This window comes from Bacteroides difficilis (assembly GCF_048319815.1).
Lineage (GTDB): Bacteria > Bacteroidota > Bacteroidia > Bacteroidales > Bacteroidaceae > Bacteroides > Bacteroides zhangwenhongii.
The window spans coordinates 874,556-895,958 of the sequence record NZ_CP182814.1; the positions used below are offsets into that span (position 1 = coordinate 874,556).

Here is a 21,403-nt window from a genome sequence, read left to right on the forward strand (position 1 = left end):
TTTGCGCCCGTCTATAAACAAACACATGATGAAAAAATACATTCTAATCTTTCTTTGCCTGATGATGGTATCGGGCAGTTTTGCTCAAATAAAGGACTTCAAGTTCAAATTTTACGGCCAGATTCGCACCGACCTCTACTACAACAGTCGCGCCAATGAAGAAACCGTAGACGGATTATTTTATATGTATCCGAAAGATAAAGTACGTGACGAAGACGGAAATGACTTGAATGGAACGCCAAGCAGCAACTTCTATACTTTATATTCACGTCTGGGAGTAGACGTGGCCGGTCCTAAACTGGGGACAGCCAAGACTTCCGCCAAAATAGAAGCCGACTTTCGGGGTACCGGTACTTCTTATTCGGTAGTCCGCCTGCGCCATGCTTATCTCAATCTGGATTGGGGGAAATCGGCCTTATTGCTCGGTCAAACTTGGCATCCACTATTTGGAGATGTTTCTCCGCAGATTCTGAATCTTTCTGTCGGAGCACCCTTCCAGCCATTCAGCCGTGCACCGCAAATTCGTTACCGCTATACTAATAAGAACTTCCAACTGACAGGAGCTGCCGTATGGCAATCCCAATATACCTCGCAAGGTATCAATCCCGATGAACCCACTAAGAGTAAAAAGAGCCACGAATACTTGAAAAACGGCTGTATTCCGGAAATTTACGTAGGAGCTGATTATAAAAACGGAGGATTCCTGATTGGTGCGGGAATCGAAATGCTGTCAATGAAACCACGAAAGGAAGCTATCGGTGGAAATGGGAAGAGATTCAAGGTAGACGAACGAATCACTACTTTATCCTATGAGGCTCACATGAAATATACCAATAAAGATTGGTTTATCGCAGCCAAAAGCGTTTTGGGTTCCAACCTTACACAGGCTTCCGGGCTCGGTGGATTCGGTATTGAATCTATCGATGAACGTACAGGAGAACAGAAGTACACTCCAATTCGTGTTTCCAGCTCGTGGTTCAACCTTGTCTATGGAAAAAAGTGGAAACCGGGAATTTTCGTCGGATACGCCAAGAACTTGGGAACAAGCGACGAATTATATGCTCCGAATGGAAAGGCACAACTTTACGGAACAGGTACAAATCTCGACCAATTGGTAACGGCGGGTGCAGAACTGACTTATAATGTTCCTCACTGGAAGTTCGGACTGGAGTATACGTTAAGCACAGCATGGTATGGTTCTCTCAACCCAATGAACGGGAAAATTAAAGATGCGCATGCTGTATGCAATAACCGTATCGTAGCGGTTGCCATGTTCATGTTCTAACCTCTCTCATAAAGTTAAACTCATCCATCTGCTGTCATCCGTCACATAAAAGGGGATAAAGCATTGATAGTAAACCTGTAAGACTGTGACAGCAGTGTGTGATGGCAATGTGACAGAAGGAACTGCTGTCACACGTTGCCAGCTTATTACAGTCAATTTTATGCGGAAGGAGTGTCTTGTTTTAAAATAGGTTGACTCCTAAAATCCCAATTATGGAAAAGGATCAAACATTACGTCTGTCATCTGCCTTGGAGCGGGTGAAAATGCATCATCACATCTATGAGATGTATTATGTCAACAAAAAATCAAAAGCGGATATTTTTCAGGAAACAGGTCTTTCCCGTTCTTCTTTCTATCGAGTTCTTCGTACCTTTGAGTCCTGTAATCCCCAAATCGCTGAAGAGATGAAGAAACAAGGCAAGGATGTCACTCCGGCAGATTATGACAAGCTCAAGCAGGAAGTGGCATTATTAAAGAAGCGACTGGCAACAGAGAAGCTGCGTGCCGACTTCTATGAAGAGATGGTCAACTTCGGTAAGGAAGTATATGGCATTGACTTAAAAAAAGCTGGCACCAAGTAGTCAGCAGGCTTCACACACGCGATGTCAGGGTTTATCCTGTGACGTCGCTGTGTGGACTGCTTGGTAAGAGCAAACAAGCCTATTACAAACATGTGGACACCCTGATGTCCAGACTGGCCGAAGAGGCTTTCTGCGTGGAGTATATCAGGGAAATCCGCGGTAAAGATCCCGGTATAGGCGGGGGCAAGCTATGGGAGATGTACAACAAGAAGTTTGGTAAAGATCACGGTGTGGGCTACAATCATTTCTACGACATCGTTGAGAAGTACAACCTCAAGGTACGCAAGAAGAAGCGCCGCGCCCGCACCACGAACTCCGATCATGCCTATCCTACCTATCCCGACCTGACACGACGGCTCATCCCTGAGTCCTCCAACCAGTTATGGGTAAGCGATATTACCTATATACCATTCTGGACTGTACCGGAAAAGGGTCTATATGATTTCTGCTATCTGTCACTGGTTACAGATTGTTACAGCAAGGAGATTGTCGGTTACAGCGTTGGCGCAACATTGGAAACTCTATACCCGATGGAGGCTCTGGAGATGGCCCTGAGACGTATAAAGGATGTCAAAGTCCTGAAAGACTCTCTCATCCATCATTCTGACCGTGGCGTGCAATACGCCAGCTACGAATACACCGGTCGCTTGAAGAGCCTCGGCATCAAGATCAGCATGACTGAAACTGGGGATCCGAAGGACAACGCTGTGGCCGAGAGGGTAAACAATACCATCAAAAACGAACTGCTCAAGGATATGGAATTTTTCAGCATCCACGGGGTGAAAGCTGCCGTCGAAGCCGCCATAGACTTCTACAACAACGAACGGCCTCACATGAGTCTGGACGGAATGACGCCGACAGAGGCGGGCAAGCAGGTTGGAGAAATAAAAAAAGATGGATCAGTTACCGCGAGAAAGCCATCAAAGAGGTTGCAACTTAGGGAAATATCACTAACTTTGCATTGACCCACAAAGAATGTCCTACACAACCGCAGGGAGAGAGGAATCATACCCTAAGATAATCTCCTCGCTATTGTTTGATATTTTTTAAAGTCAACCTTAATAGCAAATAGCGAAAAAGAGCGTCAACTTGTAATAAAAATAAGTATTAACTGAGTCAACCGACTTTGAAAATAAGCCTTAAAGTGGTCAACTAAAAACATTAAACCACAGAGCTATACAGTTTCAGCCGTTAGAAACTTTAGTTTCCATACGCGGAAACTTTGGTTTCATCGGTAAGAAACTCTAGTTTCACCGGTGAGAAACTTCAGTTTCATGCGCTTGAAACTAAAGTTGCAAGGCAGGAAACCAAAGTTTTCAACGTAGGGAACTACCGCTTCTCCAGCATGACTTCAAGACTTGCACCATCTTTGCAAGCGAAGCGGAGTACTGTTTGCTTCTTGTCAACGGAGAGTACTTTACAGAACGGAGTTTCCTTTATATTCCACTGTCCTTTCAACGTTACAGTTACCGGAATCTCACCACTCTCGTTATCAATCCACGGGCGGGAATAGATACTTCGCTCTACCCGCTTTCCGTCTTTATCAAAAGCCTCGTCGCTTGCACCGCGATACAATGCCAAATCCGGTTGCGATACGGTCAACAACATCTTTTCCGGAGATTCTTTGCGAATCATAACCAGGCACGAAGTATCCGTCCGCTGCAATAATCCACCGGGAAGCAACGCTTGTGGAGTTTCAAACAGTACATAAGAATAAATACTGTCCGATAAAGACTGTACGATGTGGGCATTACGGTCTTGTTGGAGAACTTTATATGCAGGCTTCTTGGCGAACGCTTGCAAGGCAACCGTACTTGTCTGCGGAAGAACAGCATACTCATAACTTCCACCTTTAGGGGCTTTTCCATGATCGACAACCAATGATGCCCAATCCCCTTTCGTCTCCTTAGCGGTATCCTGCATACGGGAATGTTGCGGGAACTTCTTCTCAAAACGAGCCGTAACGGGTACATAATATCCGGTTCCGAGATGATCCATCCATATTTTACCTTCACCTTGATAACCTTTCCAATAATCATGTCCCGCTTTGTCGGTTACCGCTAATTGGAATATAGTGGTTTCAGTAGGATATTCCGCATTGGCGTTTTCAATATCCGAGCCTAGACAAACGATTGTTTCACCGATGAAATGGAAGGATTTGCGTGCTCGGTGGGTTCCGTTATACTTATCATGTTCATGCAGCTTCATACCGAAGTTTCCATTCTCTTTCTGTTGTGACAGTCCGCCGGCAAAAGCCTCATCGGAATAAAGCATTTCTTCCATACCGGAGAATGTATCCACATTCATCACTTTCGCTTTCAACTGTCCAAGTGGAAGATGAATGGAAGTCACACCCGGCATACGGTTCCAATCGAAACCTTCCTGTTGCCATCCGCTGGTAGCAGGCGTCACAGTCTGTCCCGGAATTGCGGTAAGAATCTGTAAACTTCCATGTGCCAGATAACGACCATAAAGATTATGTCCCAGATAATGTTCAGCCGCCCAAAGATAGCGGGAATGTCCGCGCGCCACTGCTGACCAGTTACCGCGACGTTGTATCGAGACACAGCCATAGCCCATCGCCAGATTTCCTTGAGGATCGGGTTCAGGGCGGAAACCTTTCTCTACAAGCTGCCTTGCAATCTTTTTCTCTTGCGCATTGGATACTTTCGGCATATACTCCGGTTCTTGATCATCGGAAGAAGCGCCGGACACCAAGCGCAGATAAGCGGCTGCCATTTCCTTGTCAAATTCCTCCTTTCCATCGGGGGTTCCCGCCATAGCCATCATTGCATAATGCATCGGCACTAATTTTCCTTTTCCATCGGGATGACGACCGGACAAGGCCAATGGGAAGTTTAGTTTATTGCAATAAAAACGCATGGCAAGCAACACATTCTTAACTGTTTCATGCGCCAGTTCAGAGATAGCAAATTCTGTCCGGTTGAAAAGATAAATCATATTAGTCGCTCCATCTAAACCACCGACGGCATAAGCCGGATAAAGGTTACGATGATGGAAAGCACCCCCATCCGCCTTAAACGAGCCAGCCAATCCCGGAGCCGGACGACACCCGTAATCTATCCAACGGGAAAAGGACCGCAAGTATTGTAACTTTTCAGGAGTATCTTCCATCATCAGAATGCTTGCTATACGACCGGTAGTCTGTGTATTGAATGAATCCATATCGATACCGTTACCTTCCGGCTTCGGATATACTTCATTAGTGATGGCATACCAACGCAAGGTACGTTCGGCTTCCTGCAACTTACCGGCCTCACGCAACACATCTTTCATCAGGAAATAAGCCAGATACAGACCACGGACACTATACCCGTAATGATGAATATTTCCCCAACAACTACCGTATGCCACCCCCTGATCGGTAATATGGTCATACATTGCCAGGAACTTCTTCTTCATTTCATTCTGAACTTCCGGCTTCGCCGTACTATTATTATAGGCAACGGCAATTTTCTTCATCAAGTCGAAATAAGCACGCATCTCCACACCCATCTTAGTCAGCATATCTTTGTCCCAATTCGGTATAATGCGTTCATAAGCCTCCGAAGCACGTACCATAAAAATAGGTACCCCCGAAACCTTGCCATTCTTATAGGTAATCTGATAGAAATCATATTTCTTGCGGATAGTCTGTATCTCTTTATCCGATACTTTACCTTTTGTATAATTCATGTCACGGAAACGCTTCTCCAGCAACTTCATCTCTTTTTTTTGCGCATCGTTCACCGGAGTCAGTTCGATATCCGGCTGCAACAATGAATGTTTATAGACAACCAACCAATGATTATTAGTTCCGGCATTGACAAAAGGGACTTGTAAGTCGGCTGTTTGCTGACGGGCATCTACCTTTGTCGCAGTGATCAAATGATCGATGAAAAGGCTTCCTTTTTCATTCGGAGCAACAATACGAAGCTCATTCATCCCTTCTTCCGGAGTACCCTGCATATCCCGTTCGTAGCAAACCCATGCAGCACGCCAACCGCTGAAATTGATTCCGAAAGGAAACGAAGTACATTTCTTGCCATCTTTCAAAAACTCAAACTCAATTGTTGCGTCCTGAGGCTCCTCATTGTACACCCATATTATAAAAGCGGAAAGATATAAATCTTTACCTGTCGGATCTTTCTTTTCAAACTTTAAATCCTTCTTCAATTCCAATACCCCTCCGGGCTCAAAGGTCCATTTCAACGAATGTTTTCCGTCTTTATAATGTGTATCGGAAATAGAGAGTTGCGAATTGACACCTGTTATGTAATCCGGAATCTTCGATTCCTCAAAAGAGAACATCCGCTCGTCGGTCACGACTTGCGCATGAAGAAATGCTGAACACAAAAATGAGAATAGGGTAATCACCCGTAATCTGGTAAAGAGTTGTTTCATCATGGGTATTTATATCTTATTTAGGTTTCTATATGCGCGGTATAAACAGTCTCAAAAAGAAGTCACTTTAAAGCCAGTAAACAACACGTGGTTTTGCAAAAGGCGCAGACCGAAATGTCCGTCTCCTTCGTTTCCGGTGAGGGAATAGCGGAATAATTCTTCACCATTCACCGCATAAGTGGTCATTCCTTTTTCTACCCGAATCCGGATTTCATACCATTTATTGGGTACAAGCAAATGCGGTGCATCAGTATACTCCTTCAATAACGGTTTGACTTTATCATCTGCGATACCATAATATTCTCCTCTATAACGTCGGAAACGGGTGGTGGAATTATCATTTCCCCCGTATCCAACGTAAAAAAGGTTCAATGTATTATAGTTCTTAAAGACACCGTTGCGCCACTGGCTGCGAGCAAAAAGATCGTCGGGATGTTTAGGATCATTGGCAGCCCAAAAGCAATTCAAATCACTCAGACGATCGTGCCTTCCCCCTTTCATCACCATACAGATATGGTAACTGATCTCATAATCACCCGTCAGACGCTGTGAGGACCATAGAGTCAACCCACCCGGAACAATCAGTTCCAATGTATCGGCATGTTCTATTATCTGTAAAGCATGGGATTCATCTTCTATTTTCCACTGTTTCGCAAAGACGCTAGTATGTTGCGCAAAAAGCACCACACTATCCAAAAGAAGAAAAGTAATCAGACTGTAGCTAATAAAAAATCGTTTCATTATTTACGGTATTAGTTTAAAGATCATTCTTTCGGATACAAAGAAACCCCTCTTTTCGAAAAAAGAGGGGTTCAAATTGTACAAAATACCTCAAATAACGTATTGGGTATGCATTTGTATTACTTACCAAGCTTCTACTACTTTTCCATCTAATGGTGCTAAATACCAACCCTTATTCTGGGCTCCATTACTTTGTGCCCATTCAGTAAACTGAGGATAAGCTTCGGCAAAAGGCACTCTTTCGTATGCATGCTTCACACCCACAGGTACTTTTACCCCCCAAACGAAGCCGTTCTTATTACAATATGGAATACCATTTATCATTTCAACATCAGCTTTTGCTGCATCAACATCATAATTTGTATAGAAACGAGTTGGCTCATATCCTTTCATGTGAATCTCTTTATTATCATTCGTCACAATAAAGAAGTTTTGTTTCTTTGTATCCAGAATCAAGTTTCTATAAGCTTCCAGTTGAGTTTTTCCTTCATTATCAGTAATTTCAGAACGATTCTTACCGGCAAACTTAATTTCAGCACGTAACATCGGTTTTCCTATGACAATATAACCTTCTGTTGTTTGAAAGAAATTCTGTTTATCACCAAGTGCGGACAAGCCATCCAACATAATCACCGGATTACCTGTTTTTACATCGACAGTCAGTTTATAAGTATCCGTATTTACCTCAACAAAGTCATCCCTAGTTTCTTTTCTAGCTATTTCCTCTTCCGTACCTTGTCCTCCTTTCCAAAGAATACGAGAAGTAATCTCATTGATATACTTCTTATCAAGTCCAATCAACTCCACACCCAACTTCGTCGGATAATATCCTCCTTTGGCACGAAGATCCAAAGTAAGCAACAACCCTTCCTTATAACCATGTGCAGGTAATAAGTCTTCTACCTGGCACTCGGTAACCTTCAGGTCATATTCGATGACAACATCATTCAAATCGTTGTCAGGACCATTAGATTGCTTCGGCCAGTTGTCTTCAAACATAGCAACTCCTGTGTTATGATAAAAACGAAAACCTGCATCCTCTTCACTTGTTGGCGCTACTGCATCCTCCAAATTAATAGAACCATTTGCCCGAGTAACTGCTTTCAAATTAATTGTCCGTACCTGAGGGCCTGATATAGCAGTATATTTAGCATATACAGCCTGAGAATGCATCGGAATATTCAAATCCACAGTTGTTTCACCTTCTACAAGAGCATTCTCCAACAAAGGTATTTTACACTCCGCATCAGAATATAAAGAAACAAGTGTCTTGTTAGCCGATGTTATAGATACCGAGACTGTACGGCTTGTCGCCCAGTCAAATCCCGTAGAGATCTTGTCCGTAGGACTATCTCCCGTTGTTGCTTCATTGTCACTGTTTGTACAGGCAACAATGGTAAATGTCCCCATAAGGACATACATCAAACTTCTAATTTTCATCATAATTCTCAAATTTAATAACTGTTCATCTTCCTTTTCTCAATTGAAATCACGCTTTATGCCATCCATAAGCGAGCTTTTTCTGTTAACTAATCACAAAAATATTTAACATCAAATCATATAACAGCCTTGCTTATCTTTAATTTCTTCCCTTTCCATCGAAAATAACAAGTAGCTATAAAATTTACCGCAAAAGCCTTGTTCATCGGCGATGGATAATATATACAAGTTATTTCTTATATTTGCATAAGACAAGACATTCCATACAACAAATGTAAGGATTTCGTTTTGAATATACAAGTTTTTGGCTAAATATATCAAAAGAAATGGAGCAAGTATTATATGGCATAGATTACATAGAATATTATTTCTACTGGATATATTACAAGTTTATTGGCTATCCTTTAATAATAAGAATATGTTCGATTGCTGTAATGTTCTGCATCATTGCGTACCTATTTCTTTTATTACATATCATATATGGTATATTCAATAGAAAGAAAGAAAAACGTAGATACCAAAAGGCTTACGACAAATACTATGAAGATATGCTATCTATCTCTTTAGATTCCAGCACAATAAGTGAGGAAGAGATAGCTGACAGACTGAAGTATGATACCAAAAAGCGTCCTAAGCCCAACGAGCTTCGTATCATTACTCAACTGCTGACCGAGATAAAGACTGCACATGAGAATGAAATCAATGAAGTGAACTACCATTCGATACAAACTGTATTCCAAATAACCCGTTTCCTTGAACATGAACTTCAATTCGGAGCTAAGAGAGCCAAGATACAAGCCCTGAAAATCATTCAATCCATCAATGGATATGCCTCTGAAGCAGTATTGGTGCGTTTCCTTTATCACCGTAAAATAGAGCTAAGGAATTCGGCACGCTATACATATATGTGGCTAAGTCAGGGAAACCCGTTCCGTTTCTTCGATGAAGATATCAGCATGAAGCTAAGGCAATGGGATATGATGGAATTACATGCTATCCTCGAACACCGCCGGAAAGTAGGCTACAATACGCCTAGTTTCATTAAATGGGTAAATACTTCGGCTGAAGAAAATGTGAAGATATTCTTCATTAATGAAATCAGACTTTATAATGAAACAGAAAGTGCTCCGACTCTCGCCAAGCAAATCAATGCTCGTTCTGTAGAAATACGAAGCGAGGCAATAAAGACGTTAGGTAAACTTAAGTACAAAGAGGTAGAACCGAAGCTAATTGAGATGTACAATGTACAGCCCGAAGAAGTCAAACGGCAGATTATCACAGCTATTGCAGACTTGAAAACTGATAAGGCCTTAGGATTCCTGTACAATGCTTACGATGACGCTGACAATTGGGGAACAAAGCGAGTGATTCTGAAAGCCCTTTACGATTACAGTGCTATGGGCAGGAAAACATTCGATCAATTGGAGAGAAAAGCCGATTCTCATACAGCGATCTTATTCGCTCATACAAAACACCCGCTTATTAACCAGTTAATATAAAAAGAATATGAAAGATATACTATTTACCTTCTTCAATTATTTCGTATTCTTTTATACGAGTATGCTGGCGATATCTTTTATCGTATTCGCTTTCCTTTCTTTCATTTCTTTGAAACGGAGAAAAGACTACTATGTGGAAAGTTATGTGCGGAAAATTATCAAAGAATCTCCCTATACACCGGGTGTTTCGGTCATTGCCCCTGCCTACAACGAAGAAAAGACTATTATCGACAATATTAACTCGATGCTTGCCCTCGAATATCCAGTTTTCGAAGTTATTATCGTGAATGACGGTAGTACAGACAAGACTTTGGAGAAAATTACCGAATATTATGAACTGATAGAAGTACCATACGCATACATCGAACGAATCAAGACCAAACCGTTCAAAAGGCTTCTGAAGTCTACAAATCCGAAATACAGCCGCCTCATCGTTGTCGATAAAGAGAACGGAGGAACGAAAGCGGACGCTTCCAACGCAGGTATCAACGCTTCTTCCTATCCTTATTTTATCTGTACGGATGTGGATTGTATTCTGGAAAAGTATGCATTGTACCGTTGTATTTCACCGATTATATCTTCTGACAAACAAGTGATTGCCGTGAGCGGAACCATGCTGATGGCTAACGGTTGCGTAGTGAAGGACGGGCAGATTGTTGATGTCAAGACTCCGCGTACCCCTATTCCGCTTTTCCAGAATCTGGAATATATGCGTTCCTATCTGATAGGTAAGATGGGATGGTCGGCCATCAACGGGATGCCGAATGTTTCCGGTGGATTCGGGCTTTTTGACCGTTCCGTAGCCATTGCGGCAGGAGGTTATGACGGTACTTCCTTTGCGGAAGACATGGACATGATTACCCGCATGGTGGGATATATGTGCGACTTCTCCCGGCCTTACAAGATAGTACAGATACCGGACACCTGCTGTTGGACGGAAGGACCTCCCAACCTGGCAATGCTTTACCGCCAACGTACCCGTTGGGCACGGGGATTATTCCAGACATTGAGCGTCCATCACAAGATGATTTTCAAGAAAACCTATAAACAGATGGGGCTGTTAACCTTACCTTATATGTTTATCTTTGAATTTTTGGCACCCATCATTGAGGTTACAGGATTCGGCGTTTTCATTTACCTGGCTTTCACAGGGGCTGTCAACTGGAATACGGCATGGATGATTTACCTGACCATTTACGTATTCTGCCAATTCCTGTCCATCGTGGTTATCACTTACGATTACTACGTCGGAATGCTTTATAAAAGAGGATACGAATATTTATGGATCATCATTGCCTCCGTATTGGAACCGATATTCTACCATCCCATCATCTCTTTCTGTTCTTTAAGGGGATACCTTAGTTATCTGACCAAAAGAGATTTCAAGTGGAAGAAGATGGAACGGGCAGGATTCAAACAGAAGCAAGGAAATGCCAATGAGGAAGATTCCAATGTGAATCCTGAACCCGCAACAATATAAGAATGTATAAATAACAAGATAAGATGAACAGTGTATTTCTCCATAAGATCACCATATTAGGTTGTTTGCTCCTGCTGATAACCTCTTCCATCGGAAGCGACAAAGGTTTCCAGACGCCGGAGCAATATGCCCAGATCATACAGGAGCATTTTGCCAATGAAGAGTGGGAAGCGGGGAAAGCGCTGTTGGACGAAGGACTCCAGAAATACCCGAAAGTCTCCGATCTTCAATGGCTCATGGGTAAATACTGGTTCCACGAGAAAGACTACGATCAGTCTCGTTATCATCTTGTCAAAGCGGTGGAGGATAATTATAATAATGTCAATGCCAAACATTTGCTGGTGGATGTCGAAGACATCACAGAAAATTACTCCAGTGCGATTTGCTATGTAAATGAGTTGCTGGAAGTAAATCCGTATTGGCGCGGATTGTGGCGCAGAAAGATTGAGTTGTACCGCAAACAGAACAACGATGTGGAAGCCGACCGTTTGCTGAGACGTATCAATCAGATTTATCCGAACGATACCATTTTACGGAAGGATTATGTATATAGTCTGGAAATGGGATATCGCCAGATGAAAAAAGGCGGTAACCGGAAGGAAGCAATCGAAAGACTGACCGAGCTCATCAAGATATCTCCCGATAATGAAGAGTTTTATCTGGACATTATCAATCTGCATTTGCAGGAAGGTAACCGGGAAGCCGCTTTAGGATGGTCGTCCAATGGATTGGCGGCTATTCCCGGAAGTTCCGCACTTATCATCAAAAGAGCCGGAATTCTCGGTGAATTGGCACGTTTTCCGGAAGCATTGGTATTTGTACAGGAACAGATGAGAAGAAATAACAGTCCGGCAATACGGCGTATGTATAACAATCTGTTGCTGGAAGCCGCCCGCTCCGAAAAGCAACGGGATCCTTATGTACTCTACGGAATGGCTTATGAAGGCGGAAACAAGGATAAGGAAGCATTGGACTATCTGCTGAATACCTCCGTGACAAGAGGATACACCGATGACGCACTCTTCTATATCAGAGAGGCGAAGAAACAATATGGTAACACAGACAAGGGAATCTTGTATAAGGAATATATGCTTTATCGTCAAATGAATGAGGATGATCTCGCTTACTCGGCTTTAAAGAAGCTGTATGATATGTATCCCGACGATTACGATATTACTTTGGCTATGTCTTCCCTTCACATGAAAAAAGCCGAAAGACTTATGGAACTCGGCCTGTATTCGGAGGCATTGCCTCATGTATTATTCGTCTCACAAAGGCATATAGACAACGAAGTAAACGGTGCCGCATGGGAAAAAGCACTGAGTTGCTATATCAATATGAAGCGTTACAACGAAGCGCTCGCCACATTGGATACCATCACACTTCATTTCCCCGATTATGAAAACGGCACGTTGAAAAGGGCGTTTATCCTCGATAAAATGGATAAAACAGAAGAAGCTCTGCAACTTTATCTGTCTGCCATCGAACAGAGTGATGAGGATATGCGCATTTTCTACGTGATAGGATACGAGGAACTGGCAATTCCTTACATCAAGAAATGTATGGAAGCGGGGGCTACGCAGAAAGCATACGATGAAGCCGTCAAGCTCGTTAGCCTGAATCCATCGAGTGATTTAGGACTACGCTATGCCATCAACTCGTCCGGATTATTGGGAAAATACGATGAATTCGAGAAATATACGGCACAAGGTATCAATTTCTATCCGGAAGAGCCATTCTATCAAGCCAAAAGGGCTACCGTATTGGACCGTGACAAGAAATATGAAGCTTCGCTGGAATTCTTGAAGCCAATACTCAACAAATATCCGAGTAATAAGGAGATTATAGGCGCTTTCTCGCAAAGTAGTGAATACCGCGCTTTGCAACTGACAAAAGCGAAAGAACCTGAGCAAGCCCTTGCGGTGCTTGACACAGCTTTACTTTTCGACAGTCAGAACAAATCTTTGAAGTACACAAAGGGAGTGGTGTATGAGGCTAACAGACAAGCTGATTCCGCATATTATTATCAGAAGTTCTACGAGCCTTCAATCATGGAATATCGCTCTTTCCAACGGCATTTATCGGGTTTACGAAGCATGATGCTTAAAAATGAGATAGCCCTGACTTATCTGCGTGCCCGCTATGGTGAAGAGGATATTATCACCTCTGTTGCCACAGCCGAATATACCCGCAAAAACCGGAAGAACACTTATACCGGACGCATCAACTATGCCGGAAGAAGCGGATCGGCAAGCGATAATATGGAGGCGGAGGAACAGACGCCGGGCGGAGTCGGCATTCAGGTACAAGGCGAATGGACGCATCACTTTTCACCGAAATGGAGCACTACGATCAATGCCGCTTTTGCCACCAAATACTTCCCGGACATTACTGCCGATGTAGCATTGCGCCATTATCTCAAGAATGACTGGGAAATAGCGGGACACGTCGGCTACAGACGGGTAGCTGCCTACAACAAGCATTATGAGTGGAATAACGAATTCTTTGCCGGCAGCAACGGAGAAAACGGTTACATATTCACCGGATGGGATGAGTCGAAAACAAACCTGCTCACCGTTGGCGGAGAGGTAGCCAAGACCATCGAAGAGGTCCGGCTTAACGCCAAACTCGACCTTCATTTCTTTAACTCCAAATTCTATTACAATGCGCAGGTCGGTGCGAAATATTTCCCTGCCAGCGATGGAAAGACAAATATCAATGCCATGGCAAGTATCGGTTCGGCACCGGAAACGGCCGTATTAGACTATGCGTTGCCCGGTTCCTTCTCACATACCAACACAATGGTAGGTTTGGGAGGCCAATATATGGTCAGTCCCAACATTACCATCGGCCTGATGGGAACTTGGAATACCTATTATAACCAGACGAATACAGTGCGGGGAACGGATCCGCTCCATCGAATAGAAACGATATCGACACGCTATAAAAACCTATATAATATCTATGCACAGATCTATATTTCATTCTGATAAGCTATGCCCCCTACTGGCAGGAATGATATGCGTTTGCTGCCTTTTATCCGGCTGCCGTATGCAGGCGCGCACCGAGATATTTGCCTCCAAGGAAGGATACCTCGTCACAATCGGCGAAGACCCGACGGACAAAGACACCCGATGGGCCAAATACCTGTACGAGCACCTCAAGAAGCGTGTAAATGACGATGAAATGGTCGCTTTCGGGGTATCGGAGAAGGAAATGTGGCGTGTTATCATACACATAGATCCGACCTTGCAGGAAGGGTTCAGGATCGCTATCAAAGGATCGGATATAGAACTCACAGCTACCGATGACAGACAAATGTTGTGGCTGCAATACCAATTGATAAAAAAGATAAGCAAGGAAGACCCGCGTATCGACGGTTCCGACCTTCCTCCCGCCATCATCAATCTGACAGATACTTGCGGTACGTTTGCTTTTGATTATCAAAGTATCTATTCCCCTTCCGGTCTGAATCCCGATTATACGGGAGTAATGGGACTCAATAACTTTGACGACAGTTGGGGTATATGGGGACACAACCTGAGAAAAGTATTGGGAGACAATGTAGATAAGGTATATGCTACCATCCACGGTAAGACAGACGACTCACAACTTTGTTTCTCTTCCGAAGAGATGTATCGGCAAATTGAGAGCTATATCGCAGATAATATCGGTGAAAAGGGAAGTTCTCGTTTTGTCATTGCTCCGGATGATACTCCGTACGCCTGTACTTGCGCCAGTTGCACAGCGATGGGGAATACGGAGAAGAACGCAACACCCGCCGTCACAGAACTGTTACTCCGGCTATCGCAGCGTTTTCCCAAACATTCCTTTTTTACCATAGCCTATCTGAGCACCAAACAGGTTACGGACAAACAGTTGCCGTCCAATGCAGGTATCATTGTCAGTGCCATAGACTTTCCACTCCGCCGGATAGACGGCAAGAATGCACAGGAAAAAAAGTTTATGCAACAGCTGAACCAATGGAAGAAAGTTACGAAGAACATTTATATATGGGATTACATCAACAACTTCGATGATTATCTGACACCCTTCCCCATATTGAAGATAGCCCAGCAGAGACTCCGGTTCTTCAAGCAGAACGGAGCCAGTGGCATTTTCTTCAACGGAAGCGGATACAGCTATTCTTCTTTCGATGAAATGAGGACTTTTGTACTGTCGGCACTTCTCATCAACCCGGAACTTCCCGTTGAGGAACTGGTCAGAGATTATTTCAATCAAGAGTACCCCCTATCAAAGAAATGGCTGTACGACTATTACATTAACCTGGAAAACAGCGTCCAGTCCGGTAAGAAGTTAGGTATCTATGCCGGTATTGCAGAATTGGAGCAGTCATTCCTCAATCCGGAGAAGTTTATCAAATTCTATGATGAAATGGGCGATTATGTTTCCGATGCGAAAGGGAAAGAGCGTAAAAAGCTCCATGAACTCCAGACAGCCTTGTCTTATACACGTCTGGAGATGGGACGCAACCACAGTTATGATCCTTACGGATATGCCCAACGAAACGGAAAACAAATCCAACCGACTCCGCAAGCGCGGAAATGGCTTACCCAACTCAAAGAACATCATGCTTTCACAGGGATGGAGTACTATAATGAATCGGCCGATGAAATCGACTATTATATAAAGGAATGGGAACAATATATACTTGCTTCCGACATTAAAAAGAACTTATTTCTCGGCATCATGCCTTCTTCAACTCCTCCAACGGACAAAGATGGGTTGAAGAGACTCACAGACAGCACGCACGGTTTACCCGGCAATTATCATTGCGGCTGGACAACTCTTCCGAAAGAAGAATATGAAATCAGTCTGCCTGTAAAAGGTATCAATAAGACAGGAAACATTTATATCAGTTTCTTGAATCTTCCCAGACATCGTTTCTACCCTCCCCGGCAAATCGAAATATCGAAGGACGGAGCAATCTATAAGACAATCAATCTGGAGACGGATGATTCCGTTGAAAAGGGCGAATTAGTTAAAACAACCACTCCGGTAGATTTGAACGGAGCAGAACAGGTAAGTATAAAGATTACCGGGTCGAACAAGCCAAGAGCCCAAATCGGTATAGATGAAATCGTATTCGTCCCATAAAAGTAAAAATAAGGTAATCCCTATAACATAAAACAGCCACTATGAACAAATCGGTACTTTATATCCTCTTATTGACAGTATTTCCCTTCTTCCTCTCAGGGTGTAAGAAGAAAGTACGTCCTACGACCATGGTCATAAAAGACTCGGTGAGGCATTATTATCCTATCAAACAAGGGCAACAACTGGATATCATGTTCACAATCACGAACACCGGTGACGCTCCTCTGGTCATTTCGGATATCCAGCCCTCTTGCGGCTGTATCATTCTGGATAAAAGTTCACATATCATCATTCCGGAAGAGGGTATCCGACAATTCAAGGCAACCTACAACAGTATCAAGAATATAGGCGAGGTTGTTCACCGTATCCGGATTTTCGGGAATATGCTTCCCGACGGGAAAGCGGAATTGACCTTTGATGTCAATGTAGTACCGGACGCCGACTATACACGTGACTATGAGGAACTCTTCCAAGAGTTCAATGCCAAAAACGGTATTGTCAAAGAGATGGTGGACGGAAAAGAGTCCGAACTGGGATATTATGTAGGGACACCATAAACAAAGTCCCTACCGGCTATTCGCTAGGGATGTATTTCCTTGCAAGCTGCATTCTCTTCCTTTACCTGTTGTATCGTCTGTTTCAATTCAGCAATAGGCAGGTCGTAGCCGTACCATCCTGTATAGCAATCTACTACATACCATTTTCCATCAGGCAAGAGCTGGAATTCGACACGCAAGTCGACTTCCGATTCCTCATAACCGGCTTCAAACACTTTGCGATCAGGCTCGTTCAATGTGAATTTGGAAACATAAATTCCCCCCTCTTCTTGCGCGATACGTTCTTCTTTCATCGTCTCGCTATCCAATAAAGGCCATTTTTCCTTAGTAAAAGGGAATGTCTTCTCTGTTTCACCATCATCTGCCAATAAGGTAATCGGAGTTTTCAACGGGAACTTAATGCGAGTGTACTGGAATGCTGCACTGGAAGTAAACTTATCCAGAAACGGTTTGAAGTCCTCACCGGATTGCGCCACCGCCTTACCGGTGGGAATACCAGCAAACAACACTATCATCAGCAAGCAGTATACAAACTTTTTAGCTCTCATAACACGATATAAATTAAGAGTTTGATTGATGCTGCAAAGATAATGACTAGTTTGATATCTTGATTATTTGTGCCGCAAATATTCATAACCAAAACGGCAATACAGGCATTTTCTCCGGTCGCAATACTCTTTCTGCAACTGTATCAACGCCTGACTGTCCGCCGCACTGACCACCGGAAGACCTGCCGCACTCCACGAACGGATAATATGATTGTCTTCCGCTTTCAATTCTTCCAGAAAGCGCCCGGCACGTTCGCGCATTCCCTCGTCTGCCTTATGCAGTCCGTAAGTATAAAGAAAAGGAACTACTGTATTGATAATAATCAGGTCTTTTGACCGCTCTCCCATCGTTTTCTTCTTTTGCGAGGAAGTCCGGCCGAACAGATAATGACTTTCCCAATAAGAAGAAGTACCGACCTCAAGAAGCGTCCTCACCTCCGTCAGTGTCCCTGCCTCCAGCAACCGCGAGAACAACTTATCCCCTCTTTGATAAAGGTAGGCCAACTGAGCCAGACGAACAGTAGGAAAGTTTTCGGGACGAAGCCGGAGAAAACGCCAAAGAGTAGCATTCATCACTTGGGTGAATTCAAACTTCCGCTGCAAGTAACGGAACTCCTTGATAAGACGTAGACTATACTCATCCTCCTGCCCTTTTTTAAGAAACGAATCTTCCAACAATCCTGCCAAGCCGTAAAAGAAAGCCTCTATTTGGAACAAATCATTGCGATGTTTATCTATCGCACGGAAAGGCAACATTCCCGCCCACGTTTCAAAAGCGTCTCCATTCAAACCAAAACCGAAATTGCGGGCAAGAGTGACGAAGAAGGCATCCTCCCAATTATGATTGCAATGCTTCAAGCGCTCCGTTATCAAGCGGGCTTTTTCTTCCAAACGTTCCGTTTGCAAGGCTGTCAGCCAAGAATGGACGGTAAGTTTGGGAAGAGAGGCGAGGATAGGATAACAAGCCGGATACTGATCGGCTACACAGAGCTCATGATAGTGAGACTGCACATTTTCAGGACAAGTCAATATTAATTGCGGAATCTGTCCGCCGTCCGTGTGGGTTACCTCTATATCCGCCTCACCGACCACATGGAGAATGACCGAATCGTATGCTTTATCCTTATCGTGACCGTGACGGAACCAATCCGAGGAGTGTGTATGTATTTCTATATTTCCCACCCATAGCGTACCGTCAATCTTTAGTTTCGCATTAAAAAAGTCAGGACCGGCATTGGGATTTTGCAGACCGGAATCAATCACTTCTACCGGTAAGCCTTCAGTGGTTTGCAGTACTTTCAGAGGAAATAATTTATGTTTCCACACGTAGTGGAGAAGATGTTCCATGTTAACAAGACGTTAATGTGCACTGCAAATGTAATAAAAATCCTATCTTTGCAACTATTATTTTGAATATAAGTCAGAAAACAATGAAAATAGCACTGATCGGTTACGGAAAGATGGGCAAGGAGATAGAAAAGGTAGCCCGTAGTCGCGGACATGAAATTGTCTGCATCATCGACATCAATAATCAGGAAGACTTCGAATCGGAAGCATTCAAATCGGCTGACGTAGCCATTGAGTTTACCAATCCGATGGTAGCTTACAGTAATTACATGAAAGCCTTCAAAGCCGGTGTGAAGCTGGTATCAGGCAGCACCGGGTGGATGACCGAACATGGCGAAGAAATCAAAAAGCTCTGTACGGAAGGTGGAAAGACCCTTTTCTGGTCGTCCAACTTCAGTCTGGGAGTTACCATCTTCTCGGCTGTCAATAAGTATCTGGCTAAGATCATGAATCAGTTCCCCAATTATGACGTGACGATGAGCGAGACGCATCATATTCACAAACTGGACGCTCCGAGCGGAACAGCCATCACCCTGGCGGAAGGTATCTTACAGAATATAGACCGCAAGGACAAATGGGTGAAAGGAACATTCGCCGCACCGGACGGGAGCATTAGCGGAACTAATGACTGCGCTCCGAACGAACTTCCCATCGCTTCCATCCGTGAAGGAGAAGTGTTCGGTCTGCACACCATCCGGTACGAATCGGATGTGGACAGCATTACCCTCACACACGATGCAAAAAGTCGTGGAGGTTTTGTACTCGGAGCTGTATTGGCAGCCGAATATACAGCCCAGCACGAAGGATTCTTGGGCATGAGTGATTTATTTCCATTCTTGAACGATTAAGATTTCAGAACCTAGTTCAAATATATACCATTATGAGACAAGCCACACGCGCACAATGGATTAAATGCGCCATTGCTATTCTTCTTTATCTTGCCTTCCTTATCTGGGTACGGAGTTGGTGGGGATTGATTGTTGTTCCTTTCATTTTCGATATTTATATCACAAAGAAAGTACCTTGGTCTTTCTGGAAAAAGTCGAAGAATCCGGTTGTCCGCAGCGTGATGAGCTGGATAGACGCCATTGTTTTCGCACTGGTCGCCGTTTACTTCGTCAATATCTACATCTTCCAAAACTACCAGATTCCTTCCTCTTCGTTGGAGAAATCATTGCTGGTAGGCGATTTTCTGTACGTAAGCAAGATGAGCTACGGTCCTCGTGTGCCGAATACACCGCTTTCTATGCCGTTGGCACAACACACACTGCCCGTCTTCAACTCTAAATCATACATAGAATGGCCGCAGTGGAAATATAAACGAGTGCCGGGATTCGGCAAAGTGAAGTTGAACGATATTGTCGTATTCAATTTTCCGGCAGGTGACACGGTAGCGGTCAACTACCAACAGACAACAGATTTTTACACGCTGGCTTACGGTGAAGGACAACGTATCTATTCCAAACGGATCGATATGGACAGCTTAACCCGTGCACAGCAGCGTGCCGTATACGACCTGTACTACGCTGCCGGACGGAAACAGATTTTAAATAATCCACGTACTTACGGAGAAGTCCTCTGGCGTCCCGTAGACCGCAGAGAGAATTACGTTAAACGTTGTGTTGGTCTTCCCGGTGATACGCTCCAGATTGTCAACGGACAAGTGATGATTGACGGTAAGGCTATCGAAAATCCCGAAAACCTGCAATTCAACTATTTCGTGCAGACTACCGGTCCGTATATCCCGGAAGATATGCTCCGTGAATTGGGTATCAGCAAAGACGACCAAATGCTGATAGAAGACTCCGGCTGGGAAAACGGATTATTGGAGATGGGACTCGACAGCCGGAATGCACAAGGCAGACTGAATCCGGTATATCATTTCCCGCTCACTAAGAAGATGTATGACACGCTGTCCGGCAACAAGAAACTGATCAGCAAGATTGTGATGGAACCGGAAGATTACGCAGGCCAGATGTATCCGTTGAATCTTTACACGAAATGGGACCGCAACAACTATGGTCCTATCTGGATTCCCGCCAAAGGAGCTACCATCACGCTGACAGAAGATAATCTGCCTATCTACGAGCGTTGCATCGTAGCCTACGAAGGCAACAAACTGGAAGTGAAACCGGACGGTATCTACATCAACGGTGAAAAGACCGATCAATATACCTTCAAGATGGACTATTATTGGATGATGGGTGACAACCGTCATAATTCCGCCGATTCCCGTTATTGGGGATTCGTGCCCGAAGACCATGTAGTAGGCAAGCCGATTGTCGTATGGCTGTCGCTCGATAAAGACCGCGGATGGTTTGACGGTAAGATCCGTTGGAACCGACTCTTCAAGTGGGTAGGATGATAAGTGTACGGATAGAATAGCGTGATAAGGTGATAAAT

The 21,403-nt window shown here is 43.9% G+C and carries 15 protein-coding genes; 10 read left to right on the plus strand and 5 right to left on the minus strand.

Going from position 1 to position 21,403, the window contains the following annotated elements; all coding sequences use genetic code 11:
- Positions 1-28 precede the first annotated feature (28 nt).
- The 3 genes from ACNOGP_RS03385 (at position 29) to ACNOGP_RS03395 (ending at position 2,831) form a co-directional block, all read left to right on the plus strand.
- Positions 29-1,285 carry a DcaP family trimeric outer membrane transporter gene (locus tag ACNOGP_RS03385; protein ID WP_418214731.1) on the plus strand — a complete coding sequence of 419 codons (1,257 nt, stop codon included), beginning with the start codon at positions 29-31 and terminating at the stop codon, positions 1,283-1,285.
- Between the two features lie 212 nt (positions 1,286-1,497).
- Positions 1,498-1,866 (plus strand): hypothetical protein, encoded by a 369-nt coding sequence (locus ACNOGP_RS03390; RefSeq protein WP_270539437.1) that lies wholly within the window; start codon positions 1,498-1,500, stop codon positions 1,864-1,866.
- A gap of 38 nt (positions 1,867-1,904) precedes the next feature.
- Positions 1,905-2,831: an IS3 family transposase gene (locus tag ACNOGP_RS03395; RefSeq protein WP_418214068.1), complete on the plus strand. Its 927-nt coding sequence runs from the start codon at positions 1,905-1,907 to the stop codon at positions 2,829-2,831.
- Positions 2,832-3,195: 364 nt separating this feature from the next.
- Here ACNOGP_RS03395 and ACNOGP_RS03400 read toward each other — a convergent pair whose 3' ends face one another.
- The 3 genes from ACNOGP_RS03400 to ACNOGP_RS03410 form a co-directional block, all read right to left on the minus strand.
- Positions 3,196-6,273 (minus strand): chondroitinase family polysaccharide lyase, encoded by a 3,078-nt coding sequence (locus ACNOGP_RS03400; protein WP_418214069.1) that lies wholly within the window; start codon positions 6,271-6,273, stop codon positions 3,196-3,198.
- A gap of 48 nt (positions 6,274-6,321) precedes the next feature.
- Positions 6,322-7,014, minus strand: coding sequence for a DUF6250 domain-containing protein (locus ACNOGP_RS03405; protein ID WP_418214732.1), 693 nt, complete (start codon positions 7,012-7,014; stop codon positions 6,322-6,324).
- 120 nt (positions 7,015-7,134) lie between these two features.
- Positions 7,135-8,454: a DUF4842 domain-containing protein gene (locus ACNOGP_RS03410; RefSeq protein WP_418214070.1), complete on the minus strand. Its 1,320-nt coding sequence runs from the start codon at positions 8,452-8,454 to the stop codon at positions 7,135-7,137.
- A gap of 323 nt (positions 8,455-8,777) precedes the next feature.
- Here ACNOGP_RS03410 and ACNOGP_RS03415 point away from each other — a divergent pair, with 323 nt between their 5' ends.
- From ACNOGP_RS03415 to ACNOGP_RS03435, 5 genes are read left to right on the plus strand one after another with little or no spacing between them, the layout of a single operon-like run.
- Positions 8,778-9,950, plus strand: a complete 1,173-nt coding sequence (locus ACNOGP_RS03415; protein ID WP_186966312.1) for a HEAT repeat domain-containing protein — start codon at positions 8,778-8,780, stop codon at positions 9,948-9,950.
- Between the two features lie 7 nt (positions 9,951-9,957).
- Entirely contained in the window at positions 9,958-11,430 is a 1,473-nt protein-coding gene (locus ACNOGP_RS03420; RefSeq protein ID WP_418214071.1) for a glycosyltransferase family 2 protein, read from the plus strand.
- A gap of 23 nt (positions 11,431-11,453) precedes the next feature.
- Complete coding sequence (locus tag ACNOGP_RS03425; protein ID WP_418214072.1) at positions 11,454-14,420, plus strand: hypothetical protein; 2,967 nt, start codon at positions 11,454-11,456, stop codon at positions 14,418-14,420.
- Complete coding sequence (locus tag ACNOGP_RS03430; protein ID WP_418214073.1) at positions 14,395-16,548, plus strand: DUF4838 domain-containing protein; 2,154 nt, start codon at positions 14,395-14,397, stop codon at positions 16,546-16,548. Before ACNOGP_RS03425 ends, ACNOGP_RS03430 begins: the two co-directional genes overlap by 26 nt.
- 41 nt (positions 16,549-16,589) lie before the next feature.
- On the plus strand, positions 16,590-17,105 hold the full coding sequence (locus ACNOGP_RS03435) for a DUF1573 domain-containing protein (RefSeq protein ID WP_007762912.1): 516 nt from the start codon (positions 16,590-16,592) through the stop codon (positions 17,103-17,105).
- A gap of 23 nt (positions 17,106-17,128) precedes the next feature.
- Here the strand turns inward: ACNOGP_RS03435 and ACNOGP_RS03440 are convergent, their stop codons facing one another.
- Complete coding sequence (locus tag ACNOGP_RS03440; protein ID WP_418214074.1) at positions 17,129-17,653, minus strand: DUF4348 domain-containing protein; 525 nt, start codon at positions 17,651-17,653, stop codon at positions 17,129-17,131.
- Positions 17,654-17,716: 63 nt separating this feature from the next.
- Positions 17,717-19,000 (minus strand): DUF2851 family protein, encoded by a 1,284-nt coding sequence (locus tag ACNOGP_RS03445; protein WP_418214075.1) that lies wholly within the window; start codon positions 18,998-19,000, stop codon positions 17,717-17,719.
- Positions 19,001-19,083: 83 nt separating this feature from the next.
- Here ACNOGP_RS03445 and dapB point away from each other — a divergent pair, with 83 nt between their 5' ends.
- On the plus strand, positions 19,084-19,848 hold the full coding sequence (dapB, locus tag ACNOGP_RS03450; protein ID WP_195533269.1) for a 4-hydroxy-tetrahydrodipicolinate reductase: 765 nt from the start codon (positions 19,084-19,086) through the stop codon (positions 19,846-19,848).
- A 32-nt stretch (positions 19,849-19,880) separates the two neighbouring features.
- Positions 19,881-21,365, plus strand: coding sequence for a S26 family signal peptidase (locus tag ACNOGP_RS03455; protein WP_007762904.1), 1,485 nt, complete (start codon positions 19,881-19,883; stop codon positions 21,363-21,365).
- Positions 21,366-21,403 lie beyond the last annotated feature (38 nt).

What these genes read in the sequence shown, in the direction of transcription:
- ACNOGP_RS03440 (WP_418214074.1), bottom strand. Translation starts at nt 17,653, where the DNA reads ATGAGAGCTAAAAAGTTTGTATACTGCTTGCTGATGATAGTGTTGTTT.
- ACNOGP_RS03430 (WP_418214073.1), top strand. Translation starts at nt 14,395, where the DNA reads ATGCACAGATCTATATTTCATTCTGATAAGCTATGCCCCCTACTGGCA.
- ACNOGP_RS03420 (WP_418214071.1), top strand. Translation starts at nt 9,958, where the DNA reads ATGAAAGATATACTATTTACCTTCTTCAATTATTTCGTATTCTTTTAT.
- ACNOGP_RS03410 (WP_418214070.1), bottom strand. Translation starts at nt 8,454, where the DNA reads ATGATGAAAATTAGAAGTTTGATGTATGTCCTTATGGGGACATTTACC.
- ACNOGP_RS03400 (WP_418214069.1), bottom strand. Translation starts at nt 6,273, where the DNA reads ATGATGAAACAACTCTTTACCAGATTACGGGTGATTACCCTATTCTCA.
- ACNOGP_RS03390 (WP_270539437.1), top strand. Translation starts at nt 1,498, where the DNA reads ATGGAAAAGGATCAAACATTACGTCTGTCATCTGCCTTGGAGCGGGTG.
- ACNOGP_RS03455 (WP_007762904.1), top strand. Translation starts at nt 19,881, where the DNA reads ATGAGACAAGCCACACGCGCACAATGGATTAAATGCGCCATTGCTATT.
- ACNOGP_RS03445 (WP_418214075.1), bottom strand. Translation starts at nt 19,000, where the DNA reads ATGGAACATCTTCTCCACTACGTGTGGAAACATAAATTATTTCCTCTG.
- ACNOGP_RS03385 (WP_418214731.1), top strand. Translation starts at nt 29, where the DNA reads ATGAAAAAATACATTCTAATCTTTCTTTGCCTGATGATGGTATCGGGC.
- ACNOGP_RS03415 (WP_186966312.1), top strand. Translation starts at nt 8,778, where the DNA reads ATGGAGCAAGTATTATATGGCATAGATTACATAGAATATTATTTCTAC.
- ACNOGP_RS03435 (WP_007762912.1), top strand. Translation starts at nt 16,590, where the DNA reads ATGAACAAATCGGTACTTTATATCCTCTTATTGACAGTATTTCCCTTC.
- dapB (WP_195533269.1), top strand. Translation starts at nt 19,084, where the DNA reads ATGAAAATAGCACTGATCGGTTACGGAAAGATGGGCAAGGAGATAGAA.
- ACNOGP_RS03425 (WP_418214072.1), top strand. Translation starts at nt 11,454, where the DNA reads ATGAACAGTGTATTTCTCCATAAGATCACCATATTAGGTTGTTTGCTC.